This window comes from Halomonas sp., from assembly GCF_031581305.1.
Lineage (GTDB): Bacteria > Pseudomonadota > Gammaproteobacteria > Pseudomonadales > Halomonadaceae > Halomonas.
This window is the reverse complement of the sequence record NZ_JAVLBC010000004.1, coordinates 17,205-42,246: the sequence shown is the minus strand read 5'-3', so window position 1 is coordinate 42,246 and position 25,042 is coordinate 17,205. Positions and strand designations below refer to the sequence as shown.

Annotated in this window: 25 protein-coding genes; 16 read left to right on the top strand and 9 right to left on the bottom strand. The window is 65.8% G+C overall.

Annotation, left to right across the window (positions count from 1 at the left end):
- Positions 1-173 precede the first annotated feature (173 nt).
- Positions 174-1,583 carry a DNA recombination protein RmuC gene (gene rmuC / locus RI841_RS00935; protein ID WP_310703649.1) on the top strand — a complete coding sequence of 470 codons (1,410 nt, stop codon included), beginning with the start codon at positions 174-176 and terminating at the stop codon, positions 1,581-1,583.
- 84 nt (positions 1,584-1,667) lie between these two features.
- Here rmuC and RI841_RS00930 read toward each other — a convergent pair whose 3' ends face one another.
- Both RI841_RS00930 and RI841_RS00925 read right to left on the bottom strand, forming a co-directional pair.
- Complete coding sequence (locus RI841_RS00930) at positions 1,668-2,141, bottom strand: Dps family protein (protein WP_310703648.1); 474 nt, start codon at positions 2,139-2,141, stop codon at positions 1,668-1,670.
- 125 nt (positions 2,142-2,266) lie between these two features.
- Positions 2,267-3,406, bottom strand: a complete 1,140-nt coding sequence (locus RI841_RS00925) for a glycerate kinase (protein WP_310703647.1) — start codon at positions 3,404-3,406, stop codon at positions 2,267-2,269.
- A gap of 127 nt (positions 3,407-3,533) precedes the next feature.
- Here RI841_RS00925 and RI841_RS00920 point away from each other — a divergent pair, with 127 nt between their 5' ends.
- Together RI841_RS00920 and RI841_RS00915 are read left to right on the top strand one after the other, a co-directional pair.
- A complete protein-coding gene (locus RI841_RS00920; RefSeq protein ID WP_310703646.1) occupies positions 3,534-4,070 on the top strand; it encodes a hypothetical protein in 537 nt (178 codons plus the stop codon).
- Positions 4,067-4,423: a hypothetical protein gene (locus tag RI841_RS00915; RefSeq protein ID WP_310703645.1), complete on the top strand. Its 357-nt coding sequence runs from the start codon at positions 4,067-4,069 to the stop codon at positions 4,421-4,423. Before RI841_RS00920 ends, RI841_RS00915 begins: the two co-directional genes overlap by 4 nt.
- On the opposite strand, the gene RI841_RS00910 is transcribed toward RI841_RS00915, so the two are convergent.
- Positions 4,412-4,843 carry an HIT family protein gene (locus RI841_RS00910; RefSeq protein WP_310703644.1) on the bottom strand — a complete coding sequence of 144 codons (432 nt, stop codon included), beginning with the start codon at positions 4,841-4,843 and terminating at the stop codon, positions 4,412-4,414. The genes RI841_RS00915 and RI841_RS00910 overlap by 12 nt on opposite strands.
- 139 nt (positions 4,844-4,982) lie before the next feature.
- Between RI841_RS00910 and RI841_RS00905 the strand changes: the two genes are divergently transcribed.
- The 3 genes from RI841_RS00905 (at position 4,983) to RI841_RS00895 (ending at position 6,395) form a co-directional block, all read left to right on the top strand.
- Complete coding sequence (locus RI841_RS00905; protein ID WP_310703643.1) at positions 4,983-5,729, top strand: sulfite exporter TauE/SafE family protein; 747 nt, start codon at positions 4,983-4,985, stop codon at positions 5,727-5,729.
- Positions 5,730-5,815: 86 nt separating this feature from the next.
- Positions 5,816-5,947, top strand: a complete 132-nt coding sequence (locus RI841_RS00900) for an entericidin A/B family lipoprotein (protein ID WP_310703642.1) — start codon at positions 5,816-5,818, stop codon at positions 5,945-5,947.
- A gap of 115 nt (positions 5,948-6,062) precedes the next feature.
- On the top strand, positions 6,063-6,395 hold the full coding sequence (locus RI841_RS00895) for an I78 family peptidase inhibitor (protein WP_310703640.1): 333 nt from the start codon (positions 6,063-6,065) through the stop codon (positions 6,393-6,395).
- A 12-nt stretch (positions 6,396-6,407) separates the two neighbouring features.
- On the opposite strand, the gene RI841_RS00890 is transcribed toward RI841_RS00895, so the two are convergent.
- From RI841_RS00890 to RI841_RS00865, 6 genes are all read right to left on the bottom strand, one after another.
- A complete protein-coding gene (locus tag RI841_RS00890; RefSeq protein WP_310703638.1) occupies positions 6,408-6,911 on the bottom strand; it encodes an acyl-CoA thioesterase in 504 nt (167 codons plus the stop codon).
- Between the two features lie 89 nt (positions 6,912-7,000).
- Positions 7,001-8,311, bottom strand: coding sequence for a short-chain fatty acid transporter (locus tag RI841_RS00885; RefSeq protein ID WP_310703637.1), 1,311 nt, complete (start codon positions 8,309-8,311; stop codon positions 7,001-7,003).
- A 71-nt stretch (positions 8,312-8,382) separates the two neighbouring features.
- On the bottom strand, positions 8,383-9,756 hold the full coding sequence (locus tag RI841_RS00880; RefSeq protein ID WP_310703654.1) for an MATE family efflux transporter: 1,374 nt from the start codon (positions 9,754-9,756) through the stop codon (positions 8,383-8,385).
- A gap of 194 nt (positions 9,757-9,950) precedes the next feature.
- Positions 9,951-10,199: a YfhL family 4Fe-4S dicluster ferredoxin gene (locus RI841_RS00875; protein WP_310703635.1), complete on the bottom strand. Its 249-nt coding sequence runs from the start codon at positions 10,197-10,199 to the stop codon at positions 9,951-9,953.
- Positions 10,200-10,265: 66 nt separating this feature from the next.
- The gene (gene coaD, locus RI841_RS00870; protein ID WP_310703634.1) at positions 10,266-10,745 is read right to left on the bottom strand and encodes a pantetheine-phosphate adenylyltransferase; all 480 of its coding nucleotides are present in this window, start codon (positions 10,743-10,745) and stop codon (positions 10,266-10,268) included.
- The gene (locus tag RI841_RS00865) at positions 10,745-12,634 is read right to left on the bottom strand and encodes a beta-ketoacyl synthase (protein ID WP_310703653.1); all 1,890 of its coding nucleotides are present in this window, start codon (positions 12,632-12,634) and stop codon (positions 10,745-10,747) included. Before RI841_RS00865 ends, coaD begins: the two co-directional genes overlap by 1 nt.
- Positions 12,635-12,827: 193 nt before the next feature.
- Between RI841_RS00865 and RI841_RS00860 the strand changes: the two genes are divergently transcribed.
- The 10 genes from RI841_RS00860 to RI841_RS00815 all read left to right on the top strand — a co-directional run bounded on the left by RI841_RS00860 (position 12,828) and on the right by RI841_RS00815 (position 25,034).
- Positions 12,828-13,544 (top strand): methyltransferase domain-containing protein, encoded by a 717-nt coding sequence (locus RI841_RS00860; protein ID WP_310703633.1) that lies wholly within the window; start codon positions 12,828-12,830, stop codon positions 13,542-13,544.
- The gene (locus RI841_RS00855; protein WP_405000890.1) at positions 13,541-13,873 is read left to right on the top strand and encodes a DMT family transporter; all 333 of its coding nucleotides are present in this window, start codon (positions 13,541-13,543) and stop codon (positions 13,871-13,873) included. Before RI841_RS00860 ends, RI841_RS00855 begins: the two co-directional genes overlap by 4 nt.
- 32 nt (positions 13,874-13,905) lie before the next feature.
- Complete coding sequence (dacB, locus tag RI841_RS00850; RefSeq protein WP_310703632.1) at positions 13,906-15,339, top strand: D-alanyl-D-alanine carboxypeptidase/D-alanyl-D-alanine-endopeptidase; 1,434 nt, start codon at positions 13,906-13,908, stop codon at positions 15,337-15,339.
- Positions 15,340-15,357: 18 nt separating this feature from the next.
- Complete coding sequence (locus RI841_RS00845) at positions 15,358-15,729, top strand: diacylglycerol kinase (protein WP_310703631.1); 372 nt, start codon at positions 15,358-15,360, stop codon at positions 15,727-15,729.
- A 226-nt stretch (positions 15,730-15,955) separates the two neighbouring features.
- Complete coding sequence (gene glnE / locus RI841_RS00840; RefSeq protein WP_310703630.1) at positions 15,956-18,943, top strand: bifunctional [glutamate--ammonia ligase]-adenylyl-L-tyrosine phosphorylase/[glutamate--ammonia-ligase] adenylyltransferase; 2,988 nt, start codon at positions 15,956-15,958, stop codon at positions 18,941-18,943.
- A gap of 60 nt (positions 18,944-19,003) precedes the next feature.
- Complete coding sequence (locus tag RI841_RS00835; protein WP_310703629.1) at positions 19,004-19,927, top strand: branched-chain amino acid transaminase; 924 nt, start codon at positions 19,004-19,006, stop codon at positions 19,925-19,927.
- Between the two features lie 361 nt (positions 19,928-20,288).
- Positions 20,289-21,227 carry a sugar ABC transporter substrate-binding protein gene (locus RI841_RS00830; RefSeq protein ID WP_310703628.1) on the top strand — a complete coding sequence of 313 codons (939 nt, stop codon included), beginning with the start codon at positions 20,289-20,291 and terminating at the stop codon, positions 21,225-21,227.
- 242 nt (positions 21,228-21,469) lie between these two features.
- On the top strand, positions 21,470-22,480 hold the full coding sequence (locus RI841_RS00825; RefSeq protein WP_310703627.1) for an ABC transporter permease: 1,011 nt from the start codon (positions 21,470-21,472) through the stop codon (positions 22,478-22,480).
- Positions 22,393-23,454 carry an ABC transporter permease gene (locus RI841_RS00820; protein WP_310703625.1) on the top strand — a complete coding sequence of 354 codons (1,062 nt, stop codon included), beginning with the start codon at positions 22,393-22,395 and terminating at the stop codon, positions 23,452-23,454. The genes RI841_RS00825 and RI841_RS00820 overlap by 88 nt, the downstream gene beginning before the upstream one ends.
- Positions 23,451-25,034, top strand: coding sequence for a sugar ABC transporter ATP-binding protein (locus RI841_RS00815; RefSeq protein WP_310703624.1), 1,584 nt, complete (start codon positions 23,451-23,453; stop codon positions 25,032-25,034). Before RI841_RS00820 ends, RI841_RS00815 begins: the two co-directional genes overlap by 4 nt.
- Positions 25,035-25,042 lie beyond the last annotated feature (8 nt).

The following is a 25,042-nucleotide window of genomic DNA, read 5'->3' as shown; positions in this document are numbered from 1 at the left end:
CTTCGGTCCGCTGATCCGCGGCGCCCACTCCCCCGACGAGCGGGTGGAACTCGCCTCCGTGGCGGAGTTCTGGGAACTGCTGCGCGCGCTGGTCGAGGACCTGGCCAAGGGCTAGGTCCTGTCCCTCGGCAACCGCGGTCGACACCATGGTGCATGGGTCAGGAGTGACCGAGATGAATGAACTGTTGCAGGAGGCCGTACCGGCCTGGGGGCTCTTGGGGCTTGCCGGGTTGCTGCTGGTGATGGTCTGGGCGGGGCTGTCCTGGCGCAAGCGCCTGGCCAGCGCCGAGGCGCGACTCCTTGACCGGGAGCAGGAGCGGGCGGAGAGCGAGGCCAGCGTGCGGCGGCTGGAGCAGGAGCTGGCCCACAGCGATGCGCAGCTGGATGGCAGCCGCGAGCGCCTGGACGCCCTGGAGGCCGAACTGGCCGGGACGCGCGACCGGCTGGCCGAACGGCGCGAGCATGCCGCCCGCCTGGAGGCCGAGCGGGAGCAGATGGCGCTGCGTCATCGCGAGCAGCTGGCCCTGCTGGAGGAGGCCCGGGAGCGGCTCAAGGAGGAATTCCAACAGCTCGCCGGCCGCATCTTCGAGGAGCGCCAGCAGGCCTTCTCGGTGCAGAGTCGCGACAGCCTGGAGGCCCTGCTGCGGCCCTTTCGCGAGCAGGTCGACCAGTTCCGCCGCCGGGTCGAGGAGTTGCACGGCCAGCAGAGCCGCGACAGCGGCTCCCTCAAGACCCAGCTCGAACAGCTCGCCGGGCTCAATGCCCGCCTCGGCGAGGAGGCCGCGGGCCTCGCCCGGGCCCTAAAGGGGGACCAGAAGGCGCAGGGCCATTGGGGCGAGCTGATGCTCGAGACCGTGCTGGAGCGCAGCGGCCTCCGGCGGGATATCGAGTACCGCCGGGAGGTCTCGCTGCAGGGGGAGCAGGGGCGCCAGCGCCCCGATGCGGTGATCTACCTGCCCGACGATCGCCACCTGATCGTCGACGCCAAGGTATCGCTGGTAGCGTGGACGCGGTTGGTCAACGCCGAGGACGAGGCCGAGCGCGAGGCGGCCATGAAGGCCCACCTGCAGTCGCTGCGCGGCCATGTCGCCGGGCTCTCGGGCAAGGACTATCCCTCGCTGCCGGGGCTCAACTCGCCGGACTTCGTGTTCCTCTTTGTGCCGGTGGAGCCGGCCTTTGCTGCGGCCTTCGAGCGCGACCCCACGCTCTTCCAGGAGGCCTTCGACCGCCAGGTGGTGGTGGTCACCCCGACCACCCTGCTGGCCAGCTTGCGCACCGTGGCCGGCCTGTGGAGCCTGGAGCGTCAGAACGAGAACGCGCGCCTGATCGGTGAGCGCGCCGAGAAACTGCTGGCCAAGTTCTCCGGCTTCGTCGAGAGCCTCGACGAGGTCGGCCGTCACCTGGAGCGGGCGGGCGACAGCCATCGCCGGGCCGTGGCCCGGCTTTCCAGTGGGCAGGGTAGCCTGGTGGCCCAGGCCACCGAGCTGCAGCGGCTGGGGGTGCGCATGAAGAAGCCGTTACCGAAGGAACTGGTGCGCGCCGCCGAGGGTGAGGCGGACGGTGAGGCGCCCGGAGGGGCCTGAGCTCCGGCCCCATCGACCGGCCCGGCAACGACGACGCCGCCCCGAAGGACGGCGTCGTGTGCGGTGCTTCTGCGATGCCGGTGATCAGCCGAGGTAGGCGCCCAGCATCCATACGGTCTTTTCCTGCTCGCGGATGTAATCGCCGGCTTGGGCGGCAGTGCCCTCGTCGTCGGCATCCGAGGCCAGGGAAAGCAGTTCGCGCTGCAGCTCGATCAGGGTCTGGTAGCCCTCGAGTACACCGCGCACGCAGGTCTCGCCGTCATGAACGTTCTTGTCCTCCTGGATACGAGCGAGCTTTATATAATCGCTGTAGGCGTGTACCGGCTGGTGGCCCAGGGTCAGGATACGTTCGGCAACCTCGTCGACCTTGGTCAGCAGGTCGGTATAGAACTCCTCGAATTTCTCGTGGAGCTGGAAGAACTGGCGGCCCTTGACGTTCCAGTGGTAACCGCGCACGTTCATGTAGAAGATCTGGTAGTTGGCCAATAACTCGTTGAGCTTCTCGGCGAGCTGGCTGGCGCTGGCCTCGTGCAGGCCGATGGTATTGGTGTCGCTCATGCAATGCCTCCTTGATCGCGATGGTGCTAGGGTAATAGGTCTGCAGTTGGCGAGAAAGCCAATTGTCAGCATGGCCACCATAGCCGATATCCATGACGTGCGGGTGTCGAATGCCTTCTTCAAGGTCAGCGGCCGGTGAGGGCAACCCAGAGTCGCAGCAGGCTCTCGCTGCGGTCGGCCAGCAGCTCGGCGCAGCGTGCCAGGGCCTCGTCGAGCGCCATGGGACCATCGGCCAGGGCGAAGGCCGCGGTGACGCCCTCGTCGAGGGCGGCCTGCCAGCCCGGGGCCAGGCGCCCGGCCAGCACCACCACCGGCACGCCGTGACGCCGGGCCAGCCGCGCCACCCCCACCGGGGTCTTGCCGGCCAGGCTCTGGCCGTCGAGCTGCCCCTCGCCGGTGATCACGAGATCGGCGTCCGCCAGCAGGGACTCGACACCGGCCTGGGCCATCACCAGTTCGATGCCGGGCCGCAGCTCGGCGCCGAGGAAGGTCCGAGCGGCGAAGCCCATACCCCCGGCGGCGCCGGCCCCAGACAGGTCCCGGTGATCCTCGCCGAGGGTCGCGGCGGTGACGTCGGCGAAGCGGATCAGGGCGGCATCGAGGCGTGCCACCTCGTCCGGCGTGGCGCCCTTCTGTGGGCCGAAGACCGCACTGGCGCCGAGTTCGCCCAGCAGCGGGTTGTCCACGTCGACTGCAGTCTCGACCCGCAGACCGGTCAGGCGCGGGTCGAGGCCGTCCAGGTCGAGCTCGGCCAGGTCAGCGAGGGCGGCACCGCCCGGGGCCAGGTCGCGGCCCTCGCCATCACGCAGTCGCGCTCCCAGGGCGGCCAGCATCCCCGCCCCGCCGTCATTGGTGGCGCTGCCGCCGAGGGTGAGCAGCAGCCGCTCGGCACCGACTTCCAGTGCCTCGCGGATCAGCTCGCCGACCCCGAAGGTGGTACTGTGCAGGGCGGTGCGCTCGTCGGGCGCCAGCGCCTGCAGGCCGCTGGCCTCGGCCAGCTCCACGTAGGCGGTGCGACTCGCGGCGTGCCAGCCCCAGTCGGCCCGGGCCGGGCGCCCCAGGGCGTCGTGGACGTCAGCCGAGCGTCGCTCGGCTCCGGTGGCGGCCAGCAGGGCATCCAGGCTGCCTTCGCCGCCATCGGCCAGGGGGCATTCCAGGGCCTCGATGTCGCCGCCGGCGCGCTTCGCCCCCACGGCGATGGCGCGCGCGGCATCGGCGGCGGGCAGGGCATCCTTGAAGCTGTCCGGGCAGATGAGGATCTTCATGGCCACTCTCGTTGTGTGGAAGGGGTTTCCAGCTTAGCGCCAGCCGGCGCCGGACAGAACCCCGGGGCGCTTCATCCCTTTCGGCTTCCGGCGTAGACTCCTCTTGACCTTTCGCGGAGATCATTCGATGCGTGCATGGCTGCTGATGTTGCTGCCGGTGGCGCTGGCCGGTTGCCAGGTGACACCGACGACCCTGCCCGTGGCCGAGCCTGCCCCGGCCGCCGACTGCCGCTGGCCGGCCGGGCCCGGCGACAGCCTGGCCCGGGCCGTCACGGCCCTCGAGAGGGAGGGCTTCCTGGTACGCCACACCGATTTGCTTCTGGGGCTGGTCAGTGCCGAACGCGCCCGGCAGACCCTCTATCACGACCATGGTGTCGAGCGCCTGCCCCGCTTCGGCGGCTTCGTGCTGGGCGGCAGCGGTGGCCATGTCGTCTCCGGGGTGATGCTCGGCATCGGCGGCGTTTTCGGGCCGGTGACCGACGAGGCGACCCGCATCGAGCGTGTCTCGGTGGTGGTAGGGGAGCAGCAGGTGCAGGTGTCCCGGGATATCCGCCTCTTCGACTGGCGAGGCGAGCTGCGCGAGTCACGCAGTGCCAGCGATGCCGCCTTCTGTCGCGAGCTACGCTCAGTCATCGAGGCCGTACCGGCACGGGAGGCTCCATGATACGGATCCCCCTCGTCATCCTGCTGGTTGCCTGGTTGGCCGGCTGTGCCACGCTGGCCCCAGTCGAGCCCCGCGAGAGTCACTTGGCGGCGACACCCGAGGCCACCCTGCGCGAGGCCATGAGCCTGCTGATGGAGCGCGGCTACGTGATTCGCCATGCCGACAGCGACCTGGGTCGCCTGGAGGCCGTACTGGGCCGGATGCCGGGCTATGGCGTATCGCTGCGCGTGGCTGGCCAGGGGAGCGGCAGCCGGGTCAGCTTCATCGCCACCCGGGGTGGGCGGCCCCTGGCGCCGACGGTTCTGGATCCCCTGCTGACCGATCTGCAGTCGCGGCTGGGGCTACTGCCCTGAGGCGAGGTCCAGCCCTTCCACCTCGGCCAGGATGCGGGCGCGCATCTCGGCTAGGCGATCCAGGTCATAGGCCTCTGCCTGACCATGGCCCCACACCGGTGCCGGCCAGGCGGCGTCCTGGCGACGCCGCACGACGACATGCACATGCAGCTGGGCGACGACATTGCCGAGACTGGCGATGTTGAGCTTGTCACCACCCAGGGCATCGAGCATGGCCCTCCCGACCGCGGTGGCCTCCCGCCATAGCTGCTGCTGGGCCGAAGCCTCGAGCTCGAATACCTCGCTGACCTCGAGGCGGCGCGGTATCAGCACCAACCACGGGAAGCGGACATCGTCCATCAGTCGCAGCTGGCACAGTGGCAGTTCGGTGACCGGATAGCTGTCATCCACCAGGCGGGCATCGGGTTCGAAATCCAACATCACGGGGCTCCTTTCGCGTTGGCTGTCCCTGTCTCCATCATCATGGCACACCCGGCCGATATCGGGGCAGATTCCCCCGGCAGGGTTGCCCCGGTATGCTGGGCGGCCTATCTCCGACCCGCCAACAACGGATGCTTTCATGACGCTGCTCGAGGCACTTGCCCTGCTGGCCATCGGGACCCTGGCCGGCTTCATCAATGTGCTCTCCGCCGGGGGCTCGATGCTGACCCTGCCCCTGCTGATGTTCCTTGGGCTGCCGCCCCAGGCAGCCAACGGCACCAACCGGGTCTCGATCGCGCTTCAGAGCATCGCCGCGGTGACCAGCTTCTTCCGCGCCGGTGCTCGCTACCTGGGCCTCTCGTTGCGCCTCTCGGTGCCGGCGGTGGTCGGCTCGCTGCTCGGCGCCTGGTTGGCCCTGCAGACCGAGGATGCGCTCTTCGAGGTGATCCTGGTCGCGGTGATGGCGTGCGCGGCGGTACTGATGCTGCTGCCCCAGCCACGCCTGGAAACTCGCCCACTGACCCCGGAGCGCCTCACTCCGGCGGTGTATATGGCAATGTTCGCGATCGGCCTCTACGGCGGTTTCATCCAGGTCGGGGTGGGCATCCTTTTCATCGTGGTGCTCTACCGTATGCTGAAGATCGACCTGGCTCAGGTGAATGTCTTCAAGGTGCTGATCATACTTGTCTACACTCTGCCGGCCCTGGCCATCTTTCTGGTCAACGATCAGGTGCGCTGGGGGTATGGCCTGGTACTGGCAGCAGGCAGCATGCTGGGGGCCTGGCTGGCGGTGAAGGTCAACATGAGTCCGCGCGGGGCGTTTGTCGTCAAGTGGCTGACCATCGCGGTGATCCTGGTGATCATCCTTCGGCTACTACTGGGCTGAGGCCATTGGGCACTTTCGCCGAACCTGCTAGATTGAAGTGTGAAACACCTTTTTTCCGAACCCGTAACGGCAACGAGGACGCCATCATGAAACGTACATTATCGCTGATACTGGTCTCACTCTTCACTCTCTCCCTGCTCAGCGGCTGCAATACCATCCGCGGTGCCGGCGAGGACGTCGAGCGTGGAGGTGAAGCCGTGCAGGATGCCGCCAGCTGAGTGTCCCGCTCATCCGGCTGAACCGACCTGCTGAGCCTCGCACGGGCATGCCCTTCGGCATGCCCGTTGTCTAGTGTTGCCCGGATAAATACTCACGCTTGTTCCGGAAGCCCCCATGCCCATTGCCTGGAAGCCTTGGCTGACCGCTGCCGGCCTGTCGCTGATGACCGCCTGCAGCGCCATGAACGAGTCCGCGTCTCGCCGGGAGCCGGCGCCCGAACCCCCTCGTGTCACCGATGGCGAGGATGCCTGTGGTGTCGAGCATGTCCAGGCCCGAGTGGGGCGTCACTTCGACGCGGCCCTTGGGGCGTCCCTTCGTGAGGCGAGCGGTGCCGATGGGCTTCGCGTGATGCGCCCCGGGGAGGCTCATACGCTGGATTATCGCCCCGAGCGCCTCAATGTCCGCCTGGACGAGCGAGACCGGATCACCGCCCTGGACTGTGGCTGACGCACCCCCTTCTCAGGGATCGCCATGCTCGGCCTGGGTGCGGCGTTCCTCTTCTTCGGCCTGCTTGCGCAGCTTCTTGCGCAGGGCCGCCTTCTCGAAGCGCAGCTTCTGAAGCCGGGTCTCCAGCTTCAGCGGCGGCACCCGCGCCGGCTTGCCGCTCTCGTCCACGGCCACCATGGTCAGATAGCAGCTGTTGGTGTGGCGGATCACCTTCCTGCGGATGTCCTCGGCCACGACCTTGATGCCGACCTCCATGGATGAGCGTCCGACATGGTTGACGCAGGACAGGAAGGTGACCAGTTCGCCGACATGGATCGGCTGCTTGAACAGCACCTGGTCGACGGAGAGCGTCACCACGTAATGACCGGCGTAGCGGCTGGCACAGGCATAGGCGACCTCGTCGAGCTTCTTGAGGATGGCGCCGCCATGCACCTTGCCACTGAAGTTGGCCATGTCCGGGGTCATCAGCACGGTCATGGAGAGTTCGTGCTGGCCGCTCAGCGGTTGGTCGTCCATTGTCATGCTCCCTTGAGGTTTCCTACAGCATAACGCCTTGCCCCCGCGGGGGGAGCAAGGCGTTCGGTGTCGCGGGTTCGAACCCGGGATCAGAACCAGGTCAGGCCCACGGCGATGATGATGCCGGTGATGAGCAGCTGGATCAGGCAAAAGCCCATGATGTCCTTGGCCTTGAGGCCGGCGATGCCGAGCACCGGCAGAGCCCAGAAGGGCTGCAGCAGGTTGGTCCAGGCATCTCCCCACGCGACGGCCATGGCCAACCGGGGAATGTCCACGCCCAGGGCCTCGGCGGCGGGCAGCATCACCGGGGCCTGCACGGCCCACTGGCCACCACCGGAGGGTACGAAGATGTTGACGATGCCGGCGCTGATGAAGGACCAGAAGGGCAGGGTGGTCTCGGTGGCAAAGGAGATGAGAGCCTCCGACATGCTCTCGGCCAGGCCCGACTGCACCATGATCGCCATGATGCCGGCATAGAAGGGAAACTGGATGACGATGCCGGCACCGCCCTTGATCGCCTCATGGAGGCTCTCCAGCAGGCTGCGCGGCGTGCGGTGCAGCACGATAGCCAGCGACAGGAACAGGAAGTTGACCACGTTGAGGTTCAGGCCGCCGCCGCGGAAGACAAAGTGGTCGAGCAGGAAGAGCACTCCGGGGATGCCCACCAGCCAGGCCAGGGTCGTGCTGTTCTCCAGGCGCTCGGCGGGGCGGGTGATGCGCACGCGCTTTTCCTCGTCGTCACCCAGCAGCTTGGGATCGATGTAGACGCTGTCCTTCTCGTCCGGAAGCATCATCCGGTTGACCAGCGGTACCGCCACGAACAGGCAGAGCACGATAGCGATGTTGAACAGCGAAAAGATAGTGCCGCCGGTGCCGATCACACCGATCTGCTCGGCGGTGAAATGGCCATCGGTGGCGATGGTCAGCGGAATCGAGCCGGCCAGGCCGCCGTGCCAGACGATGAAGCCGGAGTAGGCGCTGGCCACCAGCAGCCGGTAGTCGACGCGCACCAGGCGGGCCAGCTCCTTGGCGAACAGGGCCCCGACCACCAGGCCGAATCCCCAGTTGATCCAGCTGGCGACCAGCGACACCAGGGTGACCAGGATGATGGCGCTGCCGGCGTTCTTCGCCAGGCCGGCGAGCTTCTGCAGCAGGCGCTTGACGGGCGGGGAGCTGGCCAGCATGTAACCGGTCACCAGCACCAGCAGCATCTGCATCGAGAAGGTCAGCAGGCCCCAGAAGCCGTCGCCCCAGAAGCGCATCACCGCCAGCGGGGTCTGGCGCTCCACGGCGATGGCGGCGCCGGCGGCGATGATCGTCAGCAGCAGGACGAAGATGTAGGGGTCGGGCAGGTAGCGTTCGACCAGCTTGACAGCCGGTCTCGATAGGGCCTTGAGCATGAGGGTTCCCTTCTTGTGTTGTCGAATCTTGGCGTGCCTGACAGAAAGTAGCGCAACCTCAGAGGGTTGCGCTACCCGGCGCGCGTGATGCCGTCCATGCTGTCGGCCGTGACGTGGTGACGCCAGCGGGTGCGGCGATGGTGCCGATAGTAGGCCACCAGCACGCCCGATCGCACCATGGCAAAGGCCAGGAAGGCCAGCCATAGCCCGTGGTTACCCATCGGTGTGGTCAACCACCAGAGCGGCAGATAGACCGCGAGCCCTGCATAGATGCTGTTGCGCATCTCGCGGATCGCCGTGGCCCCGATGAAGACCCCATCGAACAGGTAGCTCCATACCGCCACCAGTGGCATGACGACCATCCACGGCAGGTAGTCCCCGGCGGTAGCCCGCACCTCCGGCAGCGCGGTGAGCAGTGCGATCAGCCACTCGCCTCCCAGGGCGAAGGCCAGCGCAGCGAGCCCTGCCGTGGCCAGCGAGAAGCGGGCGGCGCTCGCGACGATCTGACCGAACTCGTCGAAGCGCCGGCGGCCCACGGCGCGGCCGGCCAGCGCCTCGGCGGCATGGGCGAAGCCGTCCAGGGCGTAGCTGGTCAGCATGATGAATTGCAGCAGCACGGCGTTGGCCGCCAGCACGGTATCGCCCTGGGCGGCGCCGCGAGAGGTGAAGAAGGCCATGGCGAAGAGCAGGCCCAGGGTGCGTACGAAGAGGTTGGCGTTGACCTGGAAGAGCTCGCCATAGGCGGCCAGGCGCAGCAGCCGTTCGCGCAGGAAGCACCCCGACAGCCATCTGAGCTGGCGCGACACCAGCCAGAGGCCGAAGATCAGTGCCGTGTAGTCGGCGAGCACCGTGGCCCAGGCCACGCCGTCGCTGGTCATCCCCAGTCCCACCACGAACAGCAGATCGAGGGCGATGTTGACGCCGTTGGTCAGTACCAGGATGGCCAGCGTCACCCGCGAGTTCTGCTGGCCGAGGAACCAGCCGAGGATGGCGTAGTTGGCCAGCACCGCCGGTGCCGAGAGCAGGCGGATGCGGGCATACTCCGCGGCCAGTTCCGTGGCCGCCTCGCTGCCGTCGAGCAGCCACAGCCCCAGGGTCACCAGCGGGCCACCGGCGAGGATCAGTCCCAGGCCGATCACCAGGGCGAGCAGCAGCGACTGGCCGAGCAGGTTGCGCACCTCCCCGTCCGCTTCGCGACCCACCGCCTGAGAGGTGAGGCCGGTGGTGCCCATGCGCAGGAAGCCGAAGCCCCAGTAGAGGAAGCTGAACAGTGTTGCCCCGAGGGTCACCCCGGCGAGATAGCGCGAGTCGGGCAGGTGGCCGACCACGGCGGTATCCACCAGCCCGAGCAGTGGCACGGTGATGTTGGAGAGGATGATCGGCCAGGCCAGCGAGAGGATACGCTGTCGTGTCCCGGCGCGGGGGGTGGTCGCGGGCGACGTCACGGCGGGTCCCTTGGCGGTGAAACCGGGCAGGGTGGCGTGTCCCGTCTCGAAATGCAACGGCCCCGCCTCCCGGCGGAGCCGTTGCGGGGCGTGCGTCAAGTGCTACAGACGATGGCCGGGACTGTGAAATAAGAGGTCGGTTTCGACGTGCTTGTCTGTTTTTCGTTGGTGGTCCTGACGGGGCAGCGCGGGGATCAGGCCGCTGTGATGACGTGGTACTTCTCCATCAACTCGTCACGGCTCTCCTTATGCTCCGGGTCCAGCGGAATGCAGTCCACCGGACAGACCTGCTGGCACTGGGGCTCGTCATAGTGGCCGACGCACTCGGTGCACAGGCCGGGGTCGATGACATAGATCTCTTCCCCCGGCGAGATGGCGCCGTTGGGGCATTCGGGTTCGCAGACGTCGCAGTTGATGCACTCGTCGGTGATCATCAGGGCCATGGGGTACCTCACGGATGTCGCTGGCCGGCAAGCGGTCCCGGGAAAGGTTAATCCCGAGTTTACTGGTCAGGTATTGTAATGGCTCTTCAGCGTCTCGGCGACCCTGGGGTGCACGTGCTTGGAGACATCGCCACCGAGCCGGGCGATCTCGCGTACCAGGGTCGAGGAGATGTAGGAGTTTTCCACTTCCGGCGTCAGGAAGACCGTCTCCAGCTCCGGCATCTGGGCGCGGTTCATGTTGGCCAGTTGCAGCTCGTACTCGAAGTCCGACACCGCCCTCAGGCCGCGCAGCAGCACCCGTGCCTGCTGCTGCTTCATGAACTCGGTCATCAGCCCCGAGAAGCCGATCACCTCGACGTTGTCGAGGCCTGCCACCACCTCCCGGGTCAGGGCGATGCGGGTGTCGAGGTCCAGGGCAGGCCCCTTGCCGGGGCTGGTGGCGATGGCCACCACCACCTTGTCGAACAGCTTCGAGGCGCGCTCGATCAGGTCGAGATGGCCGTTGGTGACGGGATCGAAGGTGCCGGGATAGACGGCGGTGATCATCACGCTTCTCCTTCGTCGAGTCGTCCGAAGGGGTTGTCCACGGCGAGTGACACCTCCCTGGCATAGCCGGGAATGCGGATGGCGTCACGGCCGACGTCGAGCTCAGGCCCCTCCAGCACACCCTCGCCGAAGCGATAGCGAAGCTCGAAGCGTCCGCGGTCGGCGGCCTGGTGATAGGCGGCGGCGGCTTCTCGGGTGGCCTCGCGGCGCGTCTTCCAGGCTGCCACGGCGGTCTCGCCGTGGCGCTTCGCCATCACTCGTTCGGTGACGGCGGGGGAGAGCACCACGCCGGTAGCGTTGTTGCCGCCGAAGCCCTTGGCATTGATGAAGGCGGCATCCGCGACGAAGGGTAATGGCTCGCGAAACAGTATGAGACGCTCGGCATGGACGTCGTCGGCCACCGCATCCAGGGTGAAGATGCCCGGCAGCAGGCCGTGGGCAAAGCTGCCCAGGGCACTGGTCAGCTGGTCGCCAGCGGCACTGCCCTGGGAGTGGCCGACGAAGGCCTTCACCGCTACCACCGGCCACGCCGTGATGCCGTGGGCGCGGGCCACCTGGTCGAAGACATGCGATTCGGTGACGCGGTTCTTGGGTGTGCTGGTGCCATGGGCATGGAGGAAGGTGCGCTCGCGCAGGGCCGTCTCGCCGAGCATGTCGCGGACCAGGGCGGCCGCCTTGGCCAGGGAAATGTAGTTACCGATGCCGGGGGCGGAGATCGAGCGCTTCCAGCCATCGGCATTGACGAAGACGCCCGGCACGCTGCCGAGGATATCGGCACCGGTCTCCAGGGCCAGGGCGTCGTCCATCAACATGATGAACTGGCTGGACTCACCCATGGTGAAGCCACAGTTGCGGGCAAAGGGGCGGCAGGCGCGCTGGTAGTCGGCGTCGGTGAGCAGCTCCAGGGCATCCAGGGCCCTGAGGCCGTCGTCATCGGCCAGCGCCCCCATGGTGCGGAAGCCCTCGATGACCTCGGGCGTGATCGGGGCATCGGCGGTGCCCACCAGCACGACCCGGCGGCGTCCGGCACGGATGTCGTCCACGCCCAGACGCAGGTTGTAGAGGAAGCTGGCGCAGGCGCCGAGTGCCGCCCCGGTGCCGCCCACGCTGCCCAGCACATAGGCATTGATGAAGTCGGCGGGCATCTGGCCGTAGCCCAGCGGCATCTGCTTGGAGGTGGCACGCTTGCCGGAGACGAAGCTCTTGAGCAAACCACCCCAGCCCTCGTCGTCGAGCTGGCCGATGGAGTTGCCGGCGTAGACGGCGACCGCGTCGGGGTCCAGGCGGTCGCGCAGCCTGTCCCACTCGAGGCCGCTGTCGCCCAGGCAGTCGCTGGCGGCGAAAACCGTCATGGAGAGCCCGCGCGGGTGGTGGACGCTGCGGTAGAGGCGACTGGGATCGAATCCTGAGGGCAGCTGGCCGGCGGCACGCACCTGGGCCGGGCGTGTCTCGGGCAGCATCACCTCCATGTTGCCGGCGGGAACGGTGACCTCGAGGCTCAGGCGGTCCTGCTCCCGTACCTGCCAGGTGGGGGGCAGGTCGTCGGGCAACTGGCGGCGGCGGATGCGGAAGGTCAGCGGCGTCTCCAGTGCGAGGCTAGCCTTGCGGTTGGCCGGCAGGCCCTCCTCGTTGAAGCGGGGATCCTCGATGCGCCGGATCAGGGTGTGATCGAGCACCTGCTGACGAGTCTGCTCGACGATCTCGGCGGCGTCCAGCGGACGGCCCTCGGCATCATGCCAGTCACCGCCTGCCTGGCTGTCGGCCAGGCGCATCATCGCCGCCAGGCCCAAGAGGGTGCGGGCCTGGTCGTCGTCGGGCAGGGCGTCGAGCACGGTACGGCGAAATGCCTGATGGCCCGAGGTTCGGCCGGCGGGATTCACGCCGCCCATGCCGACGATCACCGGTAAGTGTGGCAAGCCGGGTTCCTCGTTGTGCGGTTGATATCGGGGCTGCATTGTTAGTCGCTGTCAGGCCATGGATCATAGCACCCGGCCCGTGGCGGCGTCATGCTGGTGCCCCTGCGCGGGGGGCCTGCGGCTGGTAGAATGCGGGCCTTTTCGCCATTCCGCTGAGCCCGCTGCCATGACTGCCCGTTCACGATCCATCGTCAGCCGCCAGACCGGCCCCCATGAGGATCTGGCCCGCCGCGTGACGCGGGCCTTGGAGCATCCGCTGCGTAAACCCCTCGCCGCGCACACCCGCGAGGCCTTTGCTCGGGCCCAGGACTGGCTCGAACACCGTGCCGGGGCGTCGTTGATACTGGATGCGGGATGCGGCGTGGGGCTCTCGACACGCCGGCTGGCCGCGCTGTACCCGGCTGCCGCGGTGATCGGCGTCGACCGCAGCGCCGATCGCCTCTCCCGCGACCATGGCCGGCTGCCGGACAATGCCCTGCTGGTGCGGGCCGACCTGGTGGACTTCTGGCGCCTGGCCCTGGCCGAGGGCTGGTGTCCAGCACGTCACTACTTGCTCTATCCCAATCCCTATCCCAAGGCCGCCCACCTGAAAATGCGCTGGCAGGGGCATCCGGTGCTGCCGGTGATCCTGGCCCTGGGTGGCCGGCTGGAACTGCGTTCGAACTGGCGGCTCTATGTGGAGGAGTTCGCCCTGGCGGTGACCCAGGTCACCGGGATGGCGGCCGCGGCGGAGTCCTTCGTGCCGGGCGAGGCCTGTCTGACGCCCTTCGAGCATAAGTACCATGCCAGCGGACAGGCGCTCTGGCGGCTGGTGGTCGAGCTTCCCCATGACCCCGGGCTGGTGCCCGGGGACGTGCTACCGGCCGCCGGGGAGAAAGGATGATGGCATTCCTGTTCCTGGCCCTGGCGATCGTCGCCGAGGTGATCGCCACCAGTGCGCTGAAGGCCTCGGAGGGCTTCACCCGCCTTTGGCCCAGCGTCACGGTGGTGGTCGGCTATGGCTTGGCCTTCTACTTGCTCGCTCTGGTGCTGCGCACCATGCCGGTGGGCATCGCCTATGCCTTCTGGGCAGGGCTCGGCATCGTGCTGGTGACCCTGGTGGGCATCCTGGTCTATGGCGAGAAGCCGGATCTTCCGGCGCTGCTGGGACTGGGCATGATCGTTGGTGGCGTGGTGGTGATCCAGGTGTTCTCTTCCGTCGCGTCCCATTAAACTGAGGGCCTCTCATGCTCCCTGGAGGTTCCATGCTTCGCCGCCCGCTGCTCTGCATCCTGCTGACGCTGCTGCCGGTATTCGCCCAGGCGAGCGGCTTCACCCGCCTGACCGAGCTGGCCGACAAGGGCTTCCTGCTCGGCGCCGAGGCCCGTCTGCTGGACAGCGGCGAAGTCCTGGGTGCCATCGAGCCCGAGCGCCAGCTGTCGCCGGCCTCGGTATCCAAGGTCTATCTGGCGGCGGCGGCGCTGGAGCGTTGGGGGCCGCAGCACCGGTTCACCACCCGGCTGGTGAGCCTGGCCGAACCCGATACGGACGGGACGTTGCACGGTGACCTGGTGCTCGATGGCGGGGGTGATCCGATGCTGACCAGCGAGGACCTGTGGCGTCTCACGCAGCGGCTTCACCAGGCCGGCGTGCGCCGGATCGAAGGCCGCCTGGTGCTCAGTCAGTGGCGCTATGGCCCGGTGGAGTGCATCACCAGCGACCGCTGCCAGGCTCATTCCCGGGTGGCCAATGCCTACAGTGCGCTGCTCTCCTCGGTCGGGGTGAACTACGGTAGCTGGTGCGTCAGCGTGGCCCCTGCCGACGTGCCCGGCGAGTCTGCCCGCATCACCAGCTGCGACAGTCAGGCGCCGATTGTCGGAATCGACAACCGCGTCGAGACGAAGCCCGATGACAGCGGCACTCGGCTCAATGCCGAGCGTGTGCTTCGCGACAGCGGCGATGTCATGGTGGTGAGCGGGCAGATCTCCACCAATGCACGGCCCCGCTCCATCTACCGAGCCAGCTCCGACCCGGCGCAACAGAGTGCGGCTACCCTGATGGCAATGCTGGCACAGGCCGGGATCGCCGTGCGCGACGGTGCCGGCGTTGCCACCACAGAGCCGCCGGCCGAGGCCCGTTCCCTGGCCGAAGTGGAGAGTGAGCCGCTGCAGGAACTGCTGCTGCGCACCCTCAACCACTCCAACAACTTCATGGCCGACCAGTTGGCGCTGAACCTGGTGGAATCCCCCCGCGCCGGCCTGGTGCAGGCCGGCGGGGCGCTGGAGGCCTTTGTGGCTGGCCTTCCCGGTCACGGCCCCGTGACCCTGCGCAGCGGCAGCGGCCTGACGCCGGAAAACCGCACCTCGGCGGCGGGCATCATCACCCTGTTGGAGAGCATGTACCGCCGACCGGCGCTCTTTCCCAGCTTCATCGCCACCCTGCAGTCGCCGGCCAACGGCGTGATGCGTTTCCTGCGCCGGGGTTCGGCGACCTTCCAGCAGCATGTCATGCTCAAGACCGGCACCCTCAACCAGCCGGTGGCGGTGCGCGCCGTAGGCGGCTACTTCCGCACCCGGAGCGGGCAATGGGGCGTGTTCGTGGCGCTCGTCAACGGGACGGCGAACACCCCGTGGCTCAACTGGCAGCAGGTACTTGACCCGCTGGCCGCCGACCTCGAGGCGATGATCGATGCCCACTGATACGCTGGACCACGCGACATGAAGCCAGGACACACCGGCTGGGAGCACCTGGTGCACTCCACTCGCTACTCCCTCAAGGGGCTCAGGGCGGCCTTTCGCAACGAGGCCGCCTTCCGGCAGGAGCTCGGGGTCTGTGTAATCCTGCTGCCGTTGGCCTGGTGGATCGGTCAGGGGCCGGTGGAGTGGGTGCTGCTGGCGGGCAGCTGCCTGCTGGTACTGATCGTGGAACTGCTCAACAGCGCCATCGAGAACGTGGTGGACCGCATCGGCACCGAGCACCACGAGCTCTCTGGTCGCGCCAAGGACATCGGCTCGGCGGCCGTGATGCTGACGCTGTTCATCGCTGGCCTGACCTGGGGACTGCTGGCCTGGGAGAAATTCCTCGCCTAGGAACCTGTCGAGCTTGATGCTGATCTATTACGAGAACCGGTCTTCCGGCCATTTTCCTTCGAACTGATGCGTAAAATAGCGGGCTATACGCCTCATCAGATCGATGAAGTTGTCTCGAAATCCGACTCTCTCGCGACGATCGGTCAAATCCGACCAGCTCCTAGGTTATGGAGCGGGACAGGCTTCGCTATGCTGGGGGCATTCGAGAACCGGATGCGAGATGCCCATGGCCCTGCCCGATGACTTCCTGCCGCTGGATGATATTCCCGAGCCCCTGAGGGCTCCCCTGGCGCATGCCCGAGACCGGCTGGCAAGCTCGCTCGAGCAGGCCGAGAACGTGGCCGACATGAACGGTAGCGACTCCCCGCTGGAGGACTGGCTGTCGCTGTCGGACGCGCGGCGCCGTCAGCTGGCCCGGGTGCTGGCCGTCTCGACCTTCGCCGCCGAGACCCTGGTGCGCTACCCGGAGTGGCTGTTGCACCTGGATGCCAGCAGTGAGCTGGATGCGACGCCCTCCGCGGAGGCCCTGCGCGACTGGCTCGACGAGCGGCTGGAGGCCGCCGAGGACGAGGCGGCCCTGCATGGCGCTATCCGTCGCTTTCGTCGCGCCCGCATGCTGGGCATTGTCTGGCGTGATCTGACCCGCCCCCCGGGCATCGACATGTGGGACACCAGCGGCGCTGTGTCGCGGCTTGCCGAGACCTGCCTGGAGGGGAGCCTGACCTGGCTCGAGGCCCATTTCGCACCGCGCTGGGGATGGCCCGCCCCGCGTCGTGACGGTAGCGAGCAGCGGCTGGTGGTGCTGGGCATGGGCAAGCTCGGCGCCGGCGAGCTCAACCTCTCCTCCGACATCGACCTGATCTTCGCCTTCCCCGAGAAGGGGGAGACCGAGGGAGGACGCACAGCCCTCGAGCACCAGGAGTATTTCACCAAGCTCGGCCAGAAGCTGATCACCGCTCTGGACGCGGTAACGGCCGACGGCTTCGCCTTCCGCGTCGATATGCGCCTGCGTCCACTGGGCGATGGTGGCCCCCTGGTGGGAAGCTTCTCTTCTCTGGCCGGCTACTACCAGGACCAGGGGCGCGAGTGGGAACGCTACGCCATGCTCAAGGCACGGCCGGTGGCCGGCGACCTGGGCGGGGGCGCCGAGCTGCTGTCGAGCCTGCGCCCCTTCGTCTATCGCAAGTACCTGGACTTCGGTGCCATCGAGTCGCTGCGCGAACTCAAGTCGATGATCAACCGTGAGGTCCGGCGCAAGGGCATGCAGGGCAATATCAAGCTCGGTCCCGGGGGCATCCGCGAGGTGGAGTTCGTGGTCCAGGCCTTCCAGCTGATCCGAGGCGGCCGTGATACCGAGCTGCAGGTCACCTCGCTGAAGACCGCCCTGGAACGCCTGCCCGAGCTCGGCCTGCTGCCCCGGGAGGTGGTCGACGAGCTGATGCCCGACTACGTCTTTCTGCGCGACCTGGAGCATGTGCTGCAGGCCCTGGAGGATCGTCAGACCCAGACCCTTCCCGGTGACGACATCGATCGCGAACGGGTGGCCCTGGCGCTCGACATGGAGGACTGGCCGGCGGTGATGGCGCGGCTCGACGAGGTGCGGGAACGGGTGCGTCGGCACTTCGATGCGGTGATCGCCGAGCCCGAGGAGGAACTGGACGACGGCGAGGACGCCGACCAGGCCTCCGGTGCTGTCGGTCTCGAGGAGTGGCGCGCGCTATGGCGCGGCGAGCTGGAAAAGGACGAGGCCCGGGAGCTCATGGAGGAGGCCGGCCTGGCGGAGCCGGATGCCGCTCTGCGCCGGCTGTGGGCGCTGCGCCAGTCCCGCCAGGTGCAGGCCATGCAGCGCATTGGCTACGAGCGGCTCGAGGCCTTGATGCCACTACTGCTCGATGCCGTGGCCGCCAGCGAGACGCCGGACATCGCCCTGAAGCAGGTGTTGCCGCTGGTCGAGGCAGTACTTCGACGCACTGCCTACCTGGCGCTGCTACGCGAGAACCCGGATGCCCTGGGGCACCTGATGAAGCTGTGCAGTGCCAGCCCCTGGATCGCCGCCCAGCTAGCCCGCCATCCCATCCTGCTCGACGAGCTGCTGACTCCCGAGACCCTCTACACCCCGGCCGACAAGGAACGCCTGGCCGACGAGCTGCGACAGGCCCTGGGGCGGCTTCCCGAGGATGACGAGGAGGCACAGCTCGAGGCCCTCCGGGTCTTCAAGCATGCCCAGGTGCTTCACGTGGCAGCCTCTGACATCGCCGGTACCCGTCGCCTGATGAAGGTCAGCGACTATCTCACCTACATCGCCGAGGTGGTCCTGGAGGCGGTGTTGGCCATGGCCTGGAAGCACCTGACCCGCAAGCACGGCTTCCCGGAACGCCGCGATGCGGGGCGTTGCGGTAGCGAGCCCGAGTTCCTGGTGGTTGGCTACGGCAAGCTCGGCGGCATCGAGCTGGGCTACAGCTCCGATCTGGACCTGGTGTTCCTCCATGACGGCGCCACCCAGGGGACCACGGACGGCAAGCGTCCCATCGACAACGCGGTCTTCTTCACTCGGGTGGGCCAGCGCATCATCCACTTGCTCACCGCGGTGACGCCGGCGGGAAGCCTCTACGAGGTGGACATGCGCCTGCGCCCCTCGGGCAACTCGGGGCTGCTGGTCTCGACGCTCTCGGCCTTCGCCGATTACCAGCGCGAGCAGGCCTGGACCTGGGAGCACCAGGCCCTGGTGCGGGCCCGGGTGGTGGCTGGCCATCCGCTGCTGGCCGAGCGCTTCGACGCGATCCGTGGCGAGATCCTCGGTCGCCAGCGGGACATCGAGGCGCTGCGCGAGGAGGTGGTGAAGATGCGCCACAAGATGCGCGACCACCTGGGCGGCAAGGGCGATGGCGACGATTTCGACCTCAAGCATGACCCCGGCGGGATGGTCGACATCGAGTTCCTCTGCCAGTTTGCGGTGCTCTCCATGGGGCACGAGACCCCCGAGCTATTGGCCTACAGCGACAATATTCGTATTCTGGAGACACTCGAAGCGACCGACCGCCTGCCGAGCCGGGATTGCCAGCGGCTGCGCGAGGCCTATCTCGCCTGTCGCACTGCCGCCCACAGGGCGGCCCTGACCGGCGGGGCCGGGCGCGGTCGCAACGACGAATTCCGGGCGCATCGCGAGGCCGTCATCGAGCTCTGGCAACGCCTGCTCGAACCGGAAAATCACTGAGCGCGGGGGGTCCCGCGCGTTTCCCGTTTTCACGATTGAGAAGATGAAAGGACGTAGATTATGTCGATGGCTGACCGAGACGGTCTCATCTGGTTCGACGGCGAACTGGTTCCCTGGCGCGATGCCCAGGTGCACGTACTGACCCACACCCTGCACTACGGAATGGGCTGCTTCGAGGGCGTGCGCGCCTATGCGACCGACCAGGGCGCGGCCATCTTCCGGCTCAAGGAGCATACCGACCGGCTGTTCGATTCGGCCAAGATCCTCGGCATGAACATGCCCTTCAGCAAGGAGCAGATCAACGAGGCCCAGCGGGCCGCAGTGCGCGAGAACGGCCTCGACGAGGCCTACCTGCGTCCTATGGTGTTCTTCGGCAGCGAGGGGATGGGCCTGCGTGCCGACAACCTCAAGACCCACGTCATCGTGGCCGCCTGGGAGTGGCCCTCCTACATGTCGCCCGAGGCCCGCGAGCTCGGCATCAAGGTGCAGACCTCCTCCTTTACCCGTCACCACGTCAACATCGCCGTGACCCGCGCCAAGGCCAACGGCCAGTACATCAACTCCATGATGGCCCTGGCCGAGGCCCAGCGCGGCGGCTATGACGAGGCGCTGCTGCTCGACCCTCAGGGCTATGCTGCCGAGGGCTCCGGCGAGAACCTCTTCATGGTCAAGAACGGTGTCATCTACACGCCGATGCTGACCTCCTGCCTCAACGGCATCACGCGCAACACTGTGCTGCACATGGCCGAGCACCTGGGCTATGAGCTGCGCGAGAAGCTGATCACCCGCGACGAGATCTACATCGCCGACGAGGCCTTCTTCACCGGCACCGCCGCCGAGGTACTGCCGATCCGTGAACTCGACGGCCGCACCATCGGCGAGGGTCGCCGTGGCCCCGTCACCGAGAAGATCCAGTCGCTCTACTTCGATGTGGTGCGCGGCAAGCAGGCCATCGATGCCAGTTGGCTGACGCCGGTGGCCTGATACGCAGCTCCCCGCCATCTCCCGGCCCCTCCGGAAGTGAAAGTCTGGCGCCCCGCCTGTGTCCCGCAGGCGGGGCGCCTTGCGTCTGCACCATCGCTGTACCGCGATCACGGAATTCCTCAGTAATCGTTGTCCGACGGCTTCCTTCTTTTATGACAGTCAGTTAGCTGGCAACAACGATGTTTTCTCCTTGGCGCTGCCCCATCACCAGGCGAAGCAGGCCGACAAAATAGCCAGATTGGTCATTTCGCTGGGATGGCCGCGTTGCGGCGAATCAAGCCGCGGCACTAAGCTCCCCTGACCCTGACAAGCCCCCTCCGGCGAGTCGGTGAGAGCAAACTAAAACAAAGCAGGTGACAACATGATCTACAAAACAGCGCTAGCGACCAGTGTCATGATTCTCTCCGCGGGCCTTGCCCAGGCCGAGGAGACCTACCGGATCGGCATCACCCAGAACAATGTCGGTGTCGACAGCTACCAGACGACCTATGAAAGCGCCTTCGAGGAAGCGGCCGACAAGAATGGCGATGTCGACGTCGTCGTGCTTGATGCGGGCGGCGATGTGGCCCGCCAGATCGGCCAGGTGCGCAACCTTATCCAGCAACGTGTCGATGCCATCATCATCTGGCCGACCAACGGCCAGGCAGTCATCCCGGCCATCCGCCAGGCCCACAAGTCGGACATCCCGGTCGTGGTGACGAATTCCAAGATCGCGGAGGCGGGCATGGAGTATATCGCCGCCTTCTCGGGCCCCGACAATGTCCAGCAGGGGGCCTCTTCCGCCGAGATGATGTGCGAGGCCCTCGATGGTGAGGGGCAGATCGTCCAGATTGCCGGGCAGCCCGGCTATACCACCGCCATGGAACGCTCGAAGGGGTTCGAGGACCAACTGGCCGATGCCTGCCCGGGTGTCGAGATTGTCGAGACTCAGCCCGCGGACTGGAACCGCGAAAAGGCCCAGCGAGTCATGGAGAACTTCCTCACCAAATACGATGACATCGATGGCGTCTATGCCGGGGATGACAACATGGGTGTCGGTGCCCTGAACGCCGCCAAGAGCACCGGCCGTGCCGGTGAGATCGTGTTCATCGGTGCCACCAATTTCGCCGTGGGCTACGAGGCTATCGAGCGCGGTGAGTACTACGGCTCCATCTACCAGTCCCCGGTCGATGATGCCGAAGCGGCTCTCCAGACGGCACTCGATGTCCTGGAAGGCAAGGATGTGCCGAAGATGAACTTCTTCGAGACGCCCAAGATCACCGCAGACAACCTGGCCGAATTCGACAAGCCCGTTTTCTAAGCTTTGGGGTTCTCGGGTCACGCAGGGGGCTAGGCCTTCTCGGGTGACCCCGGCCAGTGGTTCCGGAATGTTCGATCAAGACCCTTTCGGATCACCAGGAACGACACTCTGTTCCGTCTGCCATGCTGAATGGCCACGAATTTTCACGGATCGATGGCATGCTCCCGGGCATGCCGATGGGGCGTCGACGGCAACGGAAGCATCCTGGCCTTCAGTCAGTAGCGCCAACAAAGGTGAGTATCATGGCTTCTGTAGAACAAGGTAAACAAGCCATCATGCTGAGCAAGAAGCATAAGGCAGGTCTCCTGAACTTTCTTTCCGCTCAGGGCATCCTGGTCTTCTTTCTTATCTGCATGTTTGCTTTCTCGCTGTTCTCCGAACAGTTTCTCTCTCAGTCAAACATCATGACGGTGGTCCGTCAGGCTTCGATCATCGGTATCATTGCCGTAGGTGTCACGGTGGTCATCATCGGCGGTAACCTGGACCTCTCCGTCGGGTCGATGCTCTCCTTCTCGACGGTGCTGGTCGTCGATCTGCATGACAAGATCGGACCGATCGGCGCTATCATCCTGATGTTTTTCTTTACGTTGCTGATCGGGGCTGTCAACGGCTTCCTGATCGGCTTTATGCGGCTCAATTCGCTCATCGTCACCCTGGCGATGCTCTCGGCGATACAGGGTCTGGTGCTGATCTACAGCGGTGGTCAGAACGTCGATATCGCCAACCAGAGCGACACCTGGTTCGCCTTCTTCGGGCGAGGCTATGTGCTGGGTATCGCGGTCCCGGTCATCCTCTTTGCCATGCTGGCGATCATCGTGCAGGTCGTCATGTCCTATACCAGCTATGGTCGGCGCATCTTTGCCGTCGGCGGTAACCCGGCTGCCGCCGTGTATTCCGGCATCCGCAAGAACTGGTGCGTATTCAGTACCTATCTGATCTCGGCCTTCTGCGTGGCCTGTGCGGCACTGGTGCTTGGCTCGCGGGTCATGGGGTCACAGAACAACGTCGGGCAGGGCTACGAATTGCTGGTGCTGGCCGGGATCATTCTCGGGGGAACCAGCCTGTTGGGTGGGGCAGGGAGTATCTGGAAGACGATCATCGGGGTATTGATCCTGGGCTTCATCCAGAATGGCCTGCTGCTGTTGGGTTACCCCTATTACACCCAATGGCTTGTCACCTGGGTGATCATCATCCTGGCGGTGTGGCTGGACCTTGCCAACAAGCGCAAGCGTCTATTCACGACTCACTCCTGAACCTGGTGATCAACATGATTAACATGAAGGATTTTCTAAAGGGTAGTGGCTTTATCCAGCCGATCTGGGTATTTGTCATCGTCATTACCATCTTCTTCAGCTTCATGTCGGAGTACTTTCTCTCGATCGGCAACTTGAGCAATATCCTTGTCCAGACCTCGACCATTGGGCTGATTGCTCTGGGCATGACCTACGTGATGATCAATGGCAACATCGATCTCTCGGTGGGCGCCGTCCTGGGGCTGTCGGCATCGTTGTCGGTCGGCCTTCAGGACTATGGCATCACCATCGCGGTCATTGCCGCTCTGGCATCTGGCCTTGTATTGGGTGCCATCAATGGACTGGTCGTCTGGAAGACCGGCGTCAACGCCTTCATCGTCACATTGGGGGCCATGATAGGGGTCCGTGGCCTCATCTTCGTCTACACCGAAGAGCAGTCCTTCTACGCCACCAATTTCGCCTTCTCCGACTTCGGGACCGCCTCGATCGGGCCGTTTCCCGTGCTCGCCCTCATCTTCCTCATCTGCACTCTGGTGATGCATCTGGTGCTGAAGAAGACCGGCCATGGTCGCAATACCTTTGCCGTGGGTGGCAACCCCGAGGCTGCCCTGGATGCGGGCATCCGCATCGGCCGTCACATGATGATCAACTTCATCATCGTGGGGTTCTTCGCTGCCCTCGCCGGGGTGCTTCTGGCGACCCAGATGGGGGCCGCCACGCCGAACCTGGGCCGTGACTATGAATTGTGGACCATCACGGCCGTGGTGCTCGGCGGCACCAAGCTGACGGGTGGATACGGCAGCATCACCGGTACCCTGGGCGGTGTGCTGGCCATCGGAATCCTGCGCAACGGCATGAACCTGATGCAGGTACCGGCCTTCTACGTGCTGGTCATTCTCGGGGTGATCCTGATCTCCGTGCTGATCATCGACCAGCGGCTCAATGTCCATGCCAGCAAGGGAGTCAGCATATGAGCACTGCAGCCATGAACCGGAATACCGCTCACGGTGCGAGTTCCTCGAGCCCCGTCCTGTCATTGATCGACATCACCAAGAAGTTTCCCGGTGTGGTGGCCCTGAACAAGGTCAGCTTCGACGTCAGGGCGGGCGAGGTGCATGCCCTGCTCGGCGAGAACGGTGCCGGCAAGTCCACCCTGATGAAGGTACTGGCCGGCAAGCATCAGCCCAATGGAGGGAAGATCATCCTCGCGGGAGAGGAGAAGTCCTTCGAGAACCCCAAGCAGGCCAAGAAGAGCGGTATCGTGCTGATTCACCAGGAGCAATCCCTGGTCCCCGAGATGTCGGTGGCGGAGAACATCTTCCTGGGCAGCCTGCCGCTGAAATGGGGTAACCGCGTCGACTGGAAGAGGTTGCACGCAGACAGCACCGAGATACTCAAGCGTCTCAAGTGTACCTTCAGCTCCCGCGACATGGTCAGCAACCTTTCCATCGCCAAGAAGCAGATGGTGGAGATCGCCCGGGCCCTGGTCTTTACGCCCCGGATCGTGGTCTTCGACGAGCCGACGGCATCACTGACCGATCACGAGAAGCCGGTGCTCTACGACATCATCCGCAACCTCCAGGAGCAGGGGGTCGGTATTGTCTATATCTCGCACCGCATGGACGAGATCTTCCACCTCTCCCAGCGCATCTCGGTCCTGCGTGACGGCGAGTACAACGGGACCCTGAACACGGCCGACACCAGCGAGGATGAGGTCACCAAGCTGATGATCGGCAGGACCCTCGAACTTGATCATGCCAGCAAGCCGAAGGAGTTCGGCGAGAACATGCTCGAGCTGCGCGGCCTCAGCGTCGATGGAGTGTTCGAGGACGTCAGCTTCAACGTCCGCAAGGGCGAGATCGTCGGCATGTACGGCCTGGTCGGGGCCGGGCGCTCGGAGGTCGCCGAGACCATCTTCGGCCTGCGCAAGCCTTCCTCGGGCGAGATTCTGCTCAATGGCCAGGTCGAGCGATTGCATTCCTCCCATGATGCGGTCGCCGAGGGGATCGCGCTGGTCCCGGAGGATCGCAAGGACCAGGGGCTGATCCTCGGGATGAACTGTCGCGACAACATGACTCTGGCGGGCCTGGAAAGCGTCTCCCGGCGGGGGTTCATGAAGACCGCTGCCGAGAAGCGCGTCTACGACAAGTATCAGCAGGCGATGAAGATCAAGACGCCCAGCTGGCGTCAGAAGGTCGGCAACCTGAGCGGTGGCAACCAGCAGAAGATCGTCATCGGCAAGTGGCTGCATACCCATCCCAAGCTGCTGATCCTCGACGAGCCCACCCGCGGCATCGACGTGGGCTCCAAGGCCGAGATCCATGCGCTGATCAAGGAACTGGCCCGTTCGGGCTATGCGGTGCTGGTGATCTCGTCGGAAATGCCCGAGGTACTGGGCGTCAGCAATCGCATCATCGCGATGTACGACGGACGAGTGACCGCCGAGTTCGACGGCGATGCGGTATCCGAGGACAAGCTGGTTCAGGCCATCACCGGGCAGCCGGTGACGGCCCAGAGCAATACTGGCTCGACGTCGGGTCACCCTGCCGGCTGATACCCGCC